This is a genomic window from Deinococcus sp. Leaf326, assembly GCF_001424185.1.
Taxonomy (GTDB): Bacteria; Deinococcota; Deinococci; order Deinococcales; family Deinococcaceae; genus Deinococcus.
In genome coordinates this window covers 170,562-183,622 of sequence record NZ_LMOM01000076.1, presented here as the reverse complement: position 1 = coordinate 183,622, position 13,061 = coordinate 170,562, and the positions used below count along the sequence as shown (strand labels likewise).

At 63.6% G+C, this 13,061-nt stretch carries 12 protein-coding genes; 3 read left to right on the top strand and 9 right to left on the bottom strand.

From position 1 onward, the window contains the following. Window positions 1-83 precede the first annotated feature (83 nt). Window positions 84-1,823, bottom strand: a complete 1,740-nt coding sequence (locus ASF71_RS20135; RefSeq protein ID WP_056303438.1) for an alkaline phosphatase — start codon at window positions 1,821-1,823, stop codon at window positions 84-86. Window positions 1,824-2,268: 445 nt separating this feature from the next. Here ASF71_RS20135 and ASF71_RS23220 point away from each other — a divergent pair, with 445 nt between their 5' ends. Next, window positions 2,269-3,042, top strand: a complete 774-nt coding sequence (locus ASF71_RS23220) for a transporter substrate-binding domain-containing protein (protein WP_082506243.1) — start codon at window positions 2,269-2,271, stop codon at window positions 3,040-3,042. Window positions 3,043-3,080: 38 nt separating this feature from the next. Next, window positions 3,081-3,788 (top strand): amino acid ABC transporter permease, encoded by a 708-nt coding sequence (locus ASF71_RS20125; RefSeq protein WP_369815031.1) that lies wholly within the window; start codon window positions 3,081-3,083, stop codon window positions 3,786-3,788. 592 nt (window positions 3,789-4,380) lie between these two features. Here ASF71_RS20125 and ASF71_RS20120 read toward each other — a convergent pair. The 4 genes from ASF71_RS20120 to ASF71_RS20105 all read right to left on the bottom strand — a co-directional run bounded on the left by ASF71_RS20120 (window position 4,381) and on the right by ASF71_RS20105 (window position 7,677). After that, entirely contained in the window at window positions 4,381-5,163 is a 783-nt protein-coding gene (locus ASF71_RS20120) for an SDR family NAD(P)-dependent oxidoreductase (RefSeq protein ID WP_056303432.1), read from the bottom strand. A 71-nt stretch (window positions 5,164-5,234) separates the two neighbouring features. After that, window positions 5,235-5,789: a hypothetical protein gene (locus ASF71_RS20115; protein WP_200939750.1), complete on the bottom strand. Its 555-nt coding sequence runs from the start codon at window positions 5,787-5,789 to the stop codon at window positions 5,235-5,237. Window positions 5,790-5,835: 46 nt separating this feature from the next. Then, the gene (locus ASF71_RS20110) at window positions 5,836-6,717 is read right to left on the bottom strand and encodes an FRG domain-containing protein (protein ID WP_056303427.1); all 882 of its coding nucleotides are present in this window, start codon (window positions 6,715-6,717) and stop codon (window positions 5,836-5,838) included. A 729-nt stretch (window positions 6,718-7,446) separates the two neighbouring features. Beyond that, entirely contained in the window at window positions 7,447-7,677 is a 231-nt protein-coding gene (locus ASF71_RS20105) for a hypothetical protein (RefSeq protein WP_082506261.1), read from the bottom strand. 111 nt (window positions 7,678-7,788) lie between these two features. Between ASF71_RS20105 and ASF71_RS20100 the strand changes: the two genes are divergently transcribed. Beyond that, on the top strand, window positions 7,789-8,223 hold the full coding sequence (locus ASF71_RS20100; protein ID WP_369815030.1) for a response regulator: 435 nt from the start codon (window positions 7,789-7,791) through the stop codon (window positions 8,221-8,223). Window positions 8,224-8,618: 395 nt separating this feature from the next. Here ASF71_RS20100 and ASF71_RS20095 read toward each other — a convergent pair whose 3' ends face one another. The 4 genes from ASF71_RS20095 to ASF71_RS20080 all read right to left on the bottom strand — a co-directional run bounded on the left by ASF71_RS20095 (window position 8,619) and on the right by ASF71_RS20080 (window position 13,060). After that, entirely contained in the window at window positions 8,619-10,523 is a 1,905-nt protein-coding gene (locus ASF71_RS20095; protein WP_056303421.1) for an MDR family MFS transporter, read from the bottom strand. Next, window positions 10,520-11,128 (bottom strand): MarR family winged helix-turn-helix transcriptional regulator, encoded by a 609-nt coding sequence (locus ASF71_RS20090; protein ID WP_082506241.1) that lies wholly within the window; start codon window positions 11,126-11,128, stop codon window positions 10,520-10,522. Before ASF71_RS20090 ends, ASF71_RS20095 begins: the two co-directional genes overlap by 4 nt. A 264-nt stretch (window positions 11,129-11,392) precedes the next feature. Next, the gene (locus tag ASF71_RS20085) at window positions 11,393-12,133 is read right to left on the bottom strand and encodes a hypothetical protein (RefSeq protein ID WP_082506260.1); all 741 of its coding nucleotides are present in this window, start codon (window positions 12,131-12,133) and stop codon (window positions 11,393-11,395) included. A 183-nt stretch (window positions 12,134-12,316) separates the two neighbouring features. Then, complete coding sequence (locus ASF71_RS20080; RefSeq protein ID WP_235514648.1) at window positions 12,317-13,060, bottom strand: ankyrin repeat domain-containing protein; 744 nt, start codon at window positions 13,058-13,060, stop codon at window positions 12,317-12,319. Window position 13,061 lies beyond the last annotated feature (1 nt).

The following is a 13,061-nucleotide window of genomic DNA, read 5'->3' as shown; positions in this document are numbered from 1 at the left end:
CAGCCGGACCACAACAGAACGCGCCGGAGCACAGGAGCTCCGGGCGCGTCCTACAGAAGACAACGGGGCGACGACAGCGCGCCTCAGCGGCTGCGGGTGCCGTCCAGGCCCAGGGCACGGGCCATCGAGAAGAACAGGTCGGTCTGGTCCATCATCCCAAAGAAGTTCTCCGAGCCGGGGCCGAAGGCGAACAGCGGCAGGGGGTCGGCGGTGTGCACGCCCTGGTTGGCGGTGGGCGGCAGGTTGCCGGTGCGGGTCACGGCGCCCTCCTCGCAGATCTTGGGATTGGGCACGAAGCCGGCCTCGGCACCGCTCTTGCCATTGCTGACCGCCGGGTCGAGGAAAATACGGCGTCCCAGGTAGGTCTCGCAGTAGTCGGGCACGGCGGCGAAGCCCACCGCGTAGGTGCGGGCAGTCTCGGGCAGGGGCAGGCCGTTGGCGTCACGCTTGTCGCCGTAGGTGGGGAAGCCCGCCGACTCATATACGCCGACCGCCTCGCGCTTGCCGGGGCCTTTGGTCGCGTCGTAGCCGCCGAACACGCTCAGCGAGTGGGCATGGTCGGCCGTGACCAGGATCAGGGTGTCGGGGTGGGTCTTGGCGTACTCCTTGGCCCACTCGACGGTCTTGTCGAGTTCCAGTACGTCCCACACGGCGCGCTGCCAGTCGAGCGGGTGCTCGTACTTGTCGATCATGCCGGCCTCGACCATCAGGAAAAAGCCGTTGGGATTCTTCTCCAGCGTCTCGACGGCCTTCTTGGTGCTGTCCCACAGATAGGGCATGTCCCCAAAATCGCCCAGGGCCTCGCCGGTCTTGTACTGCGCGCGGTCGAGGTAACTCGGCACGTTGTCGATATTGAACAGCCCGAACAGCTTGTTGGTGTTGGCGGCGTTCAGCTCGGTGCGGGTGCTGACGAAGGTGTAGCCCTGCTTCTGGCTGTCCGTGATCCAGTCGGTGGTGTCCTTGCGGCGGCTGCCCGGCGCGGTGCTGGGAATGAAGTCGCGGCTGCCGCCGATGAGCAGTACGTCGGGCTGCACGTCACCTTTGAAATACTGGTCGGCGATGGCCTGGTAGTCGCCCCGGCGGCGGGTGTAACTGGCGAAGGCGGCGGGCGTGGCGTCCACCCCGAAGGCGCTGGACACGATGCCCACGCCCTTGCCCATGCTGCGCTTGAGCATGGCGGTGATGGTCTCGACGCGCGGGTTGTCGAGCGTGTCGGCGGTGTTGTCGGGATACACGTTCAGGGCGTTGACCTGAATCTTCTGGCCGGTGGCGATGCTGCTCGCGGTGTTGGCACTGTCGGCCAGGGCGCTGTCGTAGGAGCTGGTCGTCACGGTCGCCATGCCGCTCAGGCCGCTCATCATGGCGAGCTGGCCGGTGGCGGTGCCGTTGGCAGGATTGTAGGGGTGGGCGACGAGGCGCGCGGCGTTCACCGTATTCCAGCCCAGGCCGTCCCCAATGAACAGGATGACGTTCTTGGCGCGGGCAGCGGCCGCAGGCACCACGTACCAACGCGCCGTTTTGGTGGCCTCGCCCGCTGCGTCGCGGTAGCGCACGCTCAGCTCGTGCAGGCCAGTGGGCAGGCTCTGGCCACGCAGGGCCCACTCGACGCTGGTGGGCTTGGTGGTCGTCTGCACCAGCCCGGCCACCGGCTGGCCGTCGAGGGTGACGGTCGCGCCCTGAAAGTTCTGGACGTTCTCGACCTCAATACGCAGGTCGAAACGCTGCCCCGGCACGAACTTGGCGCCGTCGTAGGGGTAGACCTTGAGGTCGGCCGCCGACGCGGCGCTGCAGACAAGAAGCGCAAGACTGAGCAGGTATTTCATAGTCCTTATTGGAGCTCATGGGTGTCATCTGTCTATCAGCTCTCGTTCGGATAGAAAGACAGGTAGTCGGCAAAAGGATGGTGCCCATTGAGCGGCCTCTGCACCGGACACTGCACTCGTGTGGTCTCAGAGCTCCTCATGGAATCAGATACGGCCCATAGTTATGCCGTACTGCGCTCAAGATGCCTATGAAGGCAGAGTGTCCGGTGCTGAAGCCTGATCCAGGATAGTCCTCCAAGTCCAAATACTCTAAGATGAGCTCAAAATGTGTTTTTAATGGCTAGGACGATATCCATTTCAATAAATGGCTAATAGGTCAATGACCACTATAAACGACATCTCTCATAAACCAACCTACGTTAGGTATCGAACAAGAGCACATATCTCTTAAAACTGATCCAAAGCCTAGGATGCTTGTAAGGATGTGGCGTCCCAAAGGAGATCTATGCTGTCAAAACGAGTTTTAATGACCTCGGTTACACTTATGTTTTCTCTGGTGTCCGTTGGTCATGCTGAATTGTCAGATGTCAAGAAGCGTGGCGAACTGCGTGTTGTCATGAGCGGCGAGTACCCACCATTCTCTCAACCTGGTCCTACCGGGACTCTCGTCGGGTTCGATGTAGACGTGGCTCAAGAAATCGGTCGACGACTTGATGTCCGAGTCAGCTTGATCAAGGCAGAATTCCCATCCATCATTGCCGGTCTTCAGGCCGGTCAATTCGATCTGGCTGTCGCTTCACAGAGTAAGACGCCTGAGCGGGCACAGGCCATAGACTTTTTGAGTCGTCCCTATTACTACGATGGATTCCAACTTTTCGTGCCTGCAGGATCTAAAGTGACCGGTTTCAACACTCTTGCGAAGGCGCCCGTCGCCGTTGCCCAGGGAACAGTCTTCGAAAAGTTCCTGAAAGATCGCAAGTACCCCAGTATCGCGATATACAGTGGTGAACAGGAGATTTTTCTGGCATTACGCGCAGGCCGAGCAGCTGGAATGATCACTACGCGTGCGGTAGGCAATATCGCCATCAAGAATGGGCAGCCGCTCAAGTCCAGTGGACCTGTCCTCCAACAGGACAATCCCTACATCACTTTAGGCAAAAACCAGCCCCAACTTAAACGCGCGGTAGAGAAGGCACTGACCGATATGCGTTCAGACGGCACACTCAAGCGCATCAGTCTGAAATATTTCAGTACAGATATCACGACGCCTGGAAAATAAATCCATTCTCAATTCCGACGGGCCGCGCAAACCGATGCGTGGCTCTTTTTTGCAGAGGAGGGCACACTGTGTGGCTTGATGTTTTCAATTCCGAGACCCTGAACGCTTTAGTAAGGGGGACCGTATTGACCCTGTCCCTTACGCTGTTGTCCAGTATTTTTGGCTTGGCTCTCGGAGCACTGGCGGCGTTAGGCCGTATGTCTCGGCTCAGAGCATTGAATCTTCTGGCCGGTTTTTATATCGAGACTTTCCGCGGTACGCCTCTCCTGGTTCAGCTTTTCTTCCTCTTCTTCGCTTTGCCACAACTTGTGCCCCAGGCCAGGCTCTCGGCCTTCAACACCGCCGTTCTCGGTCTGAGTCTTTTCGCGGGCGCCTACGCCGCCGAAATTCTCCGAAGCAGCTTAAATGCCGTATCACGCGGTCAGACCGAAGCGGCACGGGCCCTGGGATTACGACCCGGCCAGACTCTCCGGCTGATCCTGGTTCCTCAGGCGGCCAGAACGGCAGTTCCTGCACTAGGAAATCAGTTTATCGGCCTCCTCAAGGATTCTAGTCTGGCCAGTGTCATCACCGTGACCGAACTGTTGTTAACCACCCGTGGCTTGGTCTCCGTGACGTATCAACCGGTGCCCCTATACTTGGCTGTAGGCATCATCTACTTCCTCCTTTCCCATATCGCTACGCGCGTGATCCGGAGCATGGAAAGCAGACTGGACCGGCCCTACCGAGCGAGTTCCACGGGATGACCTCCCGACAGGTTTATCCGCCGGTTTCTCGGGCAATATTGACCTTGGCTGCTCGACCTATCGAGCGACGTGCTGAGCATCATGCTTTGAGTGCAGCTCTATGTGGATAGTTAGTCCCTCTCGGAATGAATAGAACGCCCTATGTAGAGAGGATTTCTTGGTAGGTACGGGGTAAAGTGAAAAGCCCAAGGTCCCATCGCCGAGAGAATGGCCGGTTCGGTGCGGTTAGGAGCGGCCTCAGCTCCTGCCAGGATTGACGAAGCGGCCTTGAGATCCAGTCGTTGGATTCGGGCAGGCCCGCGTCAAAGCGATGGCAACCCAGATCATTCAGAACCACACAGCCGCTACCCGGAGACTCAGGGCAATGGGATCTCAAGGGGGTCTGCGCCTGCCCACTGCATTGATGGGTCCAGATTCACGGAACTGGCGGTTGTGCGCACGAATAAGGGGAACGCTTTCGACCGTGCCTACGTCAACGCTCGGGTGACAGCCCATAGACAGAAGAAGGAAGGAAGCGCGCTGCTGAAAGTCCAGCGTCTTTCCTGAAAGATCGCTGAGCTTCTCTTCTGTGGTCATTTCAGACCTCGCAGAATCACCGGAGCAGTGAGGAGCCTCCATCCACGTAGAGTTCTACACCGGAAACGTGACGTCCGAGGTCCGACGCCAGAAAGAGACAGGCATCAGCGACTTCCGCCGGCCCGGCCTTGCCGTGGTTCAGGGCAGGGTTGCCCTGCGGCAGCTCGACCTCGATACCGAGCGACTCCGTATGGCGCTGCTCCGTGCGTGTACCAATCTCGGTCCGAATTTCTCCTGGACACACCGCATTACAGCGGATGTCGTGGCGGCCGAGTTCCAGAGCCATCATTTTCATGAAAGCCACCTGCCCGGCCTTGGACGCGCTGTAAGCGCCGGCTCCCGGGGTGGAGAACGTGCGGGTGCCGTTGACGCTACTCGTGATGATGATGCTGCCGCCTCCACGCCGCTTGAGATGCGGGACCGCGAAATGCACAGCGAGATAGGTACCCTTGAGATTGATGTCCAGCGTGCGCTCCCATTCGTCCGGTTGAAGTTCTTCGACCGGCGCCCAGACGCCGTTGACGCCCGCATTGGCGAACACGATGTCGAGGCCACCGAACCGGCCCACGGTCTCCTCGATTGCGGCCTGCACCGCCTCTGCACTGCTGACCTCACAGTCGGTGTAGACCGCCTGCCCCCCGGCAGCGACGATCTCGTCCCTGACCCGGGTACCCTCCGCCGTCTGCACGTCGGCGAGCATGACGGCCGCTCCCTGCTCGGCGAACCGGCGTGCCGTGCTCTCCCCTATTCCACTCGCCGCCCCGGTCACGAAAGCGACCTTTCCGTCCAGTAATTTCATAGCGTTCCTCCTGAGGCGCCGAGCGTTCCTGCCCAGTCCTCTGTGAGCGTGCTCCATGCCCCCGGTGACCTCTACAGCCGAGGCCGCTCCAGTCCCCCCAGGTCAGAGGTGTCTGGACCCGCCGCCTCGGTCCTGTCGCGGCCCTCTTCGGACTCTCGCCGCGCCGACCGTGACAGGGTGACTGCAGCCTCGAGACGCCGGTCGCGCGCCGTCTTCTGGGCCTGCAAGAGGGCCTGAACTCGCCTGACCCCGGCGCGCACCCCGACATTCGGCTGTTCCCCCAGTTGCTGCCACGCCAGTTCCAGACGGACTCCCAGTGGAGGCGACAGGCCCCCGCTGGTCCGCACACATAGCCCCGCCCGGGCGAACTGCGTCAGCAGCCCCTCGTACGTTTCGTGTTCCTCCGGGCTGAAGGTCGCCACCGCCTCCTGAAAGGGCAGGGCACTGTGACCGGTGGCCTCGAGGACGGCGGCGCGGATCAGGTCGGCTTCGCTCAGGCCCGGCCACTGCCGGCGCAACTGATCGAACACGCCGCTGCCAAAGCCCAGAGACAGCCGCCTGCGCTTTCCGGCGCCGACCGGCACCACTGCGGCCTTCCGCCCTCCTGCGTATCTCTTTCCGTGCATCCTGTCCCCCTTTACGGCGGGTCGCCCTCGAGACGGCCCGCATGAACTAGCGCTGCTGGTTGCGTTCCTGCTCCGGCGTGGGGGGGTCCGCCTCGTCTTGGCCGCCGTCGGGACGCTGCTGGTAGTAGCGGCGCAGCCACTGGCTCAGGCCGCCGAGGTCGGGAAACAGCGTACGTTCGTTGACACTGACCTGGTCCAGGCGGTCGCGGATTTCCCATTTCAGTTCCCGCGCCACAATGATTCGCCGCGCCGCCTCTGGAGGGCGGCTCAACCAGTCCTCGAAGTGGGTCTCGGGATTGGACAGCAGAGCGAACAGGGCTGCCTGCTGCACGATCCGCTGATCGATGGACGGCGGTTCGAGCAGCAGCAGGAAGGGACCCTCCCCCTCCTCGTAGCGCTCGAGCCAGCCGGTCTCGGCGTCGAAGGACAGGCCGTCTCCACCTCGCTCCTGACTCAGGGTCGCCAGCATGTCGGTCGTGAACACGCTGCTGCCCTCGCGGCGCAGCAGGTCCTGAAGTGGCGCTGGCAGATGGGCGTTCGTCCGGGCAGTGTCGAGCATCCAGACGACCCCGTCCTCTCCGTACTGATGCTCGTTGCTGGTGGCAAAATGCAGCGCGACAAGGGGCGAGTAGGACCAGTCGAGCAGCCGCGTCGGCAGCCCGTGATGCTGGCCGAGGGTAAGCCACGACCAATGCTGGTCCTGTGGAGTGACGTTGACGGCGGCGTACTTGCGAAAGGCCCGCACGAGGTGGCGCTCGATCTCGCGCGGGTGAGCCGAGAGCCGCTGCAACGAGGTAGTCAGGGGCGCGGAGGTTCCCTGGCCCCGGAAGATGTAGGGCGAGCGGAAGCGGCGCAGCCCCGAGTTCCAGCTGTTCTCCTGCAGAGTGTCGAGAAGCTCGGTCCAGGTGGTGGGCCTCAGGTCAGGCATGAGGATACTTACGCGGATGGGGTGGACCAGCTACACGGACCAGTGAACTGCCGGGGACCATCCCCAGGCCGTCCAGCAACAGCAGGCCGCCGGGCTCCTGCTGGAAGAGGCACGGAGGCAGGGGGCACAGGGAAGGCTGAACGGAGAACATAGCCTCTGGAGAATGAATCAGCACGGAGAACCGGGAGATGTGCACCGGCCTTAGCCCTTTACAAGCGACTCTCATTCAACTGATGGAAAACGCGACTTGTACGGACTCTTTCGAGGCAAAAATAGTCTCGCGCCCTCTACGGAGGCGGTGGTCCAGATCTTCCACTGCGCTCGCCGATGCACTGGTTCATGTCTGCGGAAACGGCCATGGGGACGCTCAGATTTCGGCAACGAGTGGCTTGGCCCGAAGCGGACTCCCCCTTCAACCGATGAGCCAGAGCAGGTGAGCCCTGACCGCCCCGCCGCCCGGGTCATCCTCGGGGAATCGAGACTTTCTCCCTGAGCCGACTCGCACAGCGGAGCGGTATCCACAACCGAACTGACCAGAACTGTGCCCGTTCCTGAACAGCGGGACGCCCACGCCGAGGGTGAGCCTGAGCGCGCACTCAGCCGCCGGTTTCGTCTGTCGTGCAGAAAGGCTCTTTGCAACCTCCGCCGTTGACATCACGCGGCAGGGGCGTTTTCATCGCTGGTCAGACGTGACGGTTCAGAGGTGCAGAAAAGTCTGCATCTCTGTCGTCAATCTTCCGAACAGGACACGCCCTCTGGGGACCTGAACTGGGTCTCGGTGACCCAGCGCGTGGTCTCGGTACTGACCATGTGGCCGCGCTTGGTCCGCTCCCAGGTCAATGCCCGGCCTTCTGCCCGTGCCACGGCCTCCCACGCCTCCTGATCGGTTTCGAACGGTCCCAACGCCTGCGTTCGGATGTCGGTCTGGATATGCGTCGCCTGCGCGTACACCTTCGGCATGGCCTCAACATACACCCTTGCCGCACGGACCGTCCTTGTGGGAGACACTCCCACGGTCAGAAGAGAAGTTTCTGCGCGAAACACACCGCCCACCTGCGCTACCCTGAGATGATGCCGCTTCTGCGTGTTCTTCTCGTCGACGACAGTGCCGCCGACCGCTTCCTGGCCCAGGAGGTGTTCGCAACCCATGAGCTGACTGTCGACCTGACCCTCTGCGAGAGCGGCGCTGCCGCCCTGGAGTACATGCACCGGCATCATGGCCAGTTGCCGGATGTCCTGCTCCTGGACATCAACATGCCCACCATGACCGGATTCGAGGTGCTCGCCATCATGAAGCACGACCCGGAACTCGCGCATATTCCCGTCGTGATGCTCTCCACGTCCCAGTCCAGCGAGGACATCCGGGCGGCCTACACCCTGCAGGCCAGCTCCTACCTCGTCAAATCCCCGCAGTTCAACGTCTTTCTCGAGCAGGTCGAGGCCTTCATCACGTACTGGAGTGGCAACCGTTTCCGCTACAGCGCGCAACCTCAAGTCCAGCTCTGACTCCCGTTCATCTTCTGCGCGAACCGGCGTTCACACGGGGACAATGCCGCCGCTTCAGGTTGTTCTCGGCGCCAACGCTGCCGACCTGTACCTGATGACGGCAGCGTTCGGCGAGTGCCCGAATGAAGATCACGCTCCGGCCGCGCCGCGCTGGAAGCATCAGGTACAGCTGGAGAAACGGAATCCACCACCTGCTCCAAACCGTATCGGGCTGGATCTGGCCTTTCTCTGGGGACGGCCGGGAAGGATCTGGGGCTTGAGGCAGCCCAGCGTCCCGCGCCGGGAACTCTCGCCGTTTGGCGGGGTGACTATCCATAAAAGAAGGCGACGCGTAGAAGCGTCGCCTTTTTCTGCGGTTTTTCCCCGAGCCTACCCGTGCAGGCCCAGGAACATGCTCAGTGGGCGTCCATCGCAGGCGCGGTCTGGGGACCACGGCCGTCCAGACGGCGGTCAGGAATGAACAGCGCGGCGATAAGCGCCAGCGCGATCACGAAGATGCCGACTGCGTAGATACGCGCCACGCTGTTGGCGAAGCTCACCTTGATCGCGCGGCCCACCCCGTCGAGGGACCGGTCGGTCTGGGTGATGGCCTCGGCCTGCGCCGTGTCGAAGCTCTGGCGGACGCTAGTCAGGATCTGGGTCTGACCGGCCGGGGACTGCACGGCCTGGTCCGGCACCCCGGCCAGACCGCTGCGCAGGGCGGCGGGCAGCTGCGGGTTCTGCTTCAGGGCCGCGAACTGGGCCGGGTCACCGCTCCTGACGGCCGTTTCGATGGCCTGGTACTGCTCCGCGAATCCGGCCTTGATGCCGGCCTCGGCCTTCTGCTTGGCCGCCACCGCGTCGAAGGCCTGTCCGCCCTGGGCGCCGCCGCTGCCGCCCTGGAGGGTCTGCAACTGGCTCTGGAGCTGGGGGGGGGCGTCGCGGACCACTTCCGCAAAGTTGGTCTTGAACTGCGAGCCGAGCGCCGAGGTCAGCACCGCGCCGAACAGGGCCACACCGATGGTGCCGCCCATCTGCTGAAAGAAGGTGCCGCTGCTGGTGGCGACCCCGATCTCCTGACGCGAGACGGCGTTCTGCGCGGCGAGGGTGAACAGCGAGACGGTCGGCCCCAGGCCCAGGCCCACGAGCACCATGCGCGCGGCCAGCAGCGCGTACGGCGTATCGGCGGTGATGGTCGAAAGCCAGATGAAGGCCACGGTGGCCACACTGAGCGCGCCCACGATGAGCCACTTGTAACGCCCGATACGCGCGGCGATCAGACCCGCGCTCTGCGCGCCGATGATGAAACCGATGGTGAGCGGGATGGTGGCCGTACCCGCACCGGTAGCGCTGAAGCCCCGGACGTTCACGAGGAAGAGGGTCAGGAAGAGAATCGCGCCCAGGAAGCCTGCGCCTACCAGGAAGCGCGAGATCATCACCCAGGTGAAGGTGCGGTTGCGAAACAGGCCGAGCGGCACGATGGGGCTCGGATGACGCGACTCCGCGAATAGGAAGCCGACGAGCGCGACCGCCGAGAGGGCGAAGAGGCCGAGCAGCTGCGGGCTGCCCCAGGCGTAGTTGCCGTCCGCTCCCCAGGTAAGGGCCAGCAGCAGCGGAACCGTGAACACGATGATGAGCGCCGCGCCCAGGTAGTCCACTTTGGCCTTGAGACCGCTGGCCAGCCGGGGCATCTTGGCGAAGATGAACGCCAGGGCGATCAGGCCCAGCGGCAGATTGACGTAGAAGACCCAGCGCCAGCTCAGGCTGTCGGTCAGGAACCCGCCCAGCAGGGGGCCGATGACGCTGCTCAGCCCGAACACCGCGCCGAACAGGCCCTGGTAGCGGGCGCGGTCGCGCGGCGCGAAGATGTCCGCCACGATGGCGAAGGCCACCGAGGCCAGCGCCGCCGCGCCGATGCCCTGCACGCCCCGGAACACGACGAGCTGCATCATGCCGCCGCCGAAGAGATTGCCCAGGAAAGGCTCGCCCGACAGACCGCACAGCGCCGAGCCGAGCAGGAAGATGACGATCCCGATCATCAGGATCGGTTTGCGGCCGTACAAGTCCGAGAGCTTGCCGTAGATGGGCACCATCGCGCTGCTGGTGAGCAGGTAGGCGGTCGTGACCCACGAGTAGAGGCTCAGGCCGTCGAGTTCACGGGCGATCCGGGGAAGCGCCGTGGAAACGATGGTCTGATCGAGCGCCGAGAGGAAGAGACCCAGCAGGACGCCGGCCACGATGAGCTGTTTGGTGCGCAGGTCGAGGGTTTCAGCGTAGTTGATGTGCTGCCCGGTTACGCCGGAAGGGGGAGTCTGGGTCATGGATGGTCCTCGGAAGAAGGGGAAAGGGCGGAGATGCAGGGCGGGTCGGCGCAGGGGGCGCCGTGGACCTGGGCCGCGAATTCGCCGGGGGTGGACGGCAGGTAGTGGTCGAGCCGGTGCAGGCAGCCCTGCAAGTCGCGCAGGACTTCGGCTGGGGCGTGCAGGAGCAGCAGGGTATAGGCGTGGACCGCGTCCTGTTCCAGCCGGCTCAGCAGTTCCAGACCCTGCGCCGTCAGGGCGATTCTCTTCTGCCGGCGGTTGTCCGGGTCTTCACCGCGGACGATGAGGCCGTGCTGGACGAGGCGTTCGAGAAGGTGACTGGTAGCGGACAGCGTGAGATTCACGGACCTGGCCAGAGCCGAGACGTTCTGGGTGCCGCGCGCCCGCAGCTGAAAGAGCACCCCGATCTGCCGAGCCGACAGGCTCATATCGCTGCTGTCCTCCTGGGCCATACGCTGCGTACAAGCACTGACATAGGACTGGTAGCGTTTCAAGGCGCGTCCCAGGTCCTTGGCCAAGTCGCGGTTCTCTTCGTCCGGGCCGCCGGGAAGCCCAGAATCAGGAGGGAGAGGGGTCAGGGGATCGGGAGGCTGCTCTCTCTTCATAACTGCAAGACTCTAATGCTTTTAAGCTTGCAATAGTGAAAATGGTCAAAGAGTGAACTGACCAGGGGCCCAGAAAGGCCTCGGGCGGCTCTAGACACAGCAGAAGGGAGACGGAATAGGCCCGTCTCCCTCTGTCCCTGCTCACGCTCCAGCTGCCTGATGGCCCTCGGCATTCTCTCTTCCAGGATCACGCGAGTGCTGCCAAGCAACGGCACTCCTGAACTTGCGGAAAGAATTCGGTTCTGGCCGGTCCTCTGGTCCGGCTCAGGGCCGTGCGGCGCTCCACACGTTCATCACGCCTTCGCCCGCCGCGTCTCCAGGTTTGAGATCCCCCTTCCAGTAGTACAGAGGCTTGTCCTGGTACGTCACCTGCCGGCTGCCGTCCGGCCGGATCAGCGTGGCCAGGCCCCCACGTACGGCGATTCCCCGGGTGGGCAGCTGGGCCACCAGCAGCGGCGGCCAGTTCACGGCGCAGGCCCCCACGCAGGTACTGACTCCCGCCGTATCCTTGGAGAAAGTGTACAGAGTCATTCCATTCGAACCAGTCAGCACGCTCCCCAGCGCGGCCGCACGGCCCATCTGGACGGTGGGGGCCGGGTTGACGGCGAACCACACGCTCATGACGCCCTGCCCCGTGGTGTCGCCCGGCTTGGTGTCGTCCTTCCAGTAATAGAGGGGAATACCGTTGTAGGCCACCTGCGGCTCGCCGTCCGCCCGCTGAATCAGGCTGAGCTGTCCCTTCAGGCCCGCGAGGCGCGCGGGCAGCTTGGTGGCTGTCAGCGGCGGCCAGGCCACGGCGCAGAGCCCGGTGCAACTGCTGCGCCCGGTGCCGTCCTTGGTGAACAGGTAGAGGGTCCGGCCATCCGGACCGACGAGGATCGGGCCGAGTTTGGCGTCCTGACGAACACTGATGAGAGGCGCCGAGGGAGCGGTCTGCGCAGGGGCCAAGGGAGAGAGGGCGACGGCAAGCGCGAGCAGAGAGACACACCGGAGGGAACTGTTCATGGTGATGGCCATGTTTTCATATCCGTCTGCCCGGATGCCCCGGGAATCCTTGACCCGGCGGCCGGGGCCTGCCGGGCTCGGCCGGGCGCGCAGCGCGGAAGGCGACGGAAGGTTCTGTCTGCGTCACCTGCCAGCCCAGGCCGTCTCGTCCGCCGCCTGTGCAGGAGCGCAACCGGCAGATCTTCAGACGGAGCCTGGGCTCTCTTTGAGAAGCTGGGCCACCATCTCCACGTAGCCTCGCTGCCGGGCATGTTGCAGCGGCGTCACTCCGTCGCGGTCCGCGATCCGGCGGTCCGCACCGTGCGCGAGCAGCTCGCGCACGATCTCGGTGTGGGTGGGGCCACCGTCGCCCAGGATCACGGCTTCCAGCAGGGTGGTCCATCCCAGATTATTGACGTGGTTCACATCTACCACGGTGGTCTGCAGGAGTTCACGCACGTAGGCCAGGTGGCCCCGGTCGGCCGCGGGGATCAGGGCCGTACCGCCAAAGCGGTTGGTGCGCGTCAGATCGGGCCCAGCCCGGAGCACCTCACGCAACAGGGCGACACTGCCCGTTTCGCCCGTGACCAGCAGGGCAGTGTTGCGCTGGTCGTCCTGCAGGTCGGGATCGGCGCCCGCCGCGATCAGGATGCGGGCCACCGCCGGATGATCTCCCTTCGCAGCCCAGGTCAGCGCCGTGCGTCCATTGCCGTCCCTGGCGTCGGCCGAGGCTCCAGCCTTCAGCAAGGCCTGCACCTGATTCGCGTCGCCGTTTCGGGCGGCCTGAAGGAGGCGCTCATTCAGCTGGGCTTGTGGCTCGGCGCTGTCGACCACGGTTCCCGTCCTCCCCTGCGCGTAGCCCGTGACCGGGAGCAGCGCGAAGCTGCCCAGCAGGAGCAAGGCGAGTCCGGGCCGCACCCTCCCCGGCAGCTTCGTCGTCTCCATCATC

Coding starts and splice junctions, on each gene's coding strand:
- ASF71_RS20135 (WP_056303438.1), bottom strand. CDS start 1,823: ATGAAATACCTGCTCAGTCTTGCGCTTCTTGTCTGCAGCGCCGCGTCG.
- ASF71_RS23220 (WP_082506243.1), top strand. CDS start 2,269: ATGCTGTCAAAACGAGTTTTAATGACCTCGGTTACACTTATGTTTTCT.
- ASF71_RS20120 (WP_056303432.1), bottom strand. CDS start 5,163: ATGAAATTACTGGACGGAAAGGTCGCTTTCGTGACCGGGGCGGCGAGT.
- ASF71_RS20115 (WP_200939750.1), bottom strand. CDS start 5,789: ATGCACGGAAAGAGATACGCAGGAGGGCGGAAGGCCGCAGTGGTGCCG.
- ASF71_RS20110 (WP_056303427.1), bottom strand. CDS start 6,717: ATGCCTGACCTGAGGCCCACCACCTGGACCGAGCTTCTCGACACTCTG.
- ASF71_RS20105 (WP_082506261.1), bottom strand. CDS start 7,677: ATGCCGAAGGTGTACGCGCAGGCGACGCATATCCAGACCGACATCCGA.
- ASF71_RS20100 (WP_369815030.1), top strand. CDS start 7,789: ATGCCGCTTCTGCGTGTTCTTCTCGTCGACGACAGTGCCGCCGACCGC.
- ASF71_RS20095 (WP_056303421.1), bottom strand. CDS start 10,523: ATGACCCAGACTCCCCCTTCCGGCGTAACCGGGCAGCACATCAACTAC.
- ASF71_RS20090 (WP_082506241.1), bottom strand. CDS start 11,128: ATGAAGAGAGAGCAGCCTCCCGATCCCCTGACCCCTCTCCCTCCTGAT.
- ASF71_RS20085 (WP_082506260.1), bottom strand. CDS start 12,133: ATGAACAGTTCCCTCCGGTGTGTCTCTCTGCTCGCGCTTGCCGTCGCC.
- ASF71_RS20080 (WP_235514648.1), bottom strand. CDS start 13,060: ATGATGGAGACGACGAAGCTGCCGGGGAGGGTGCGGCCCGGACTCGCC.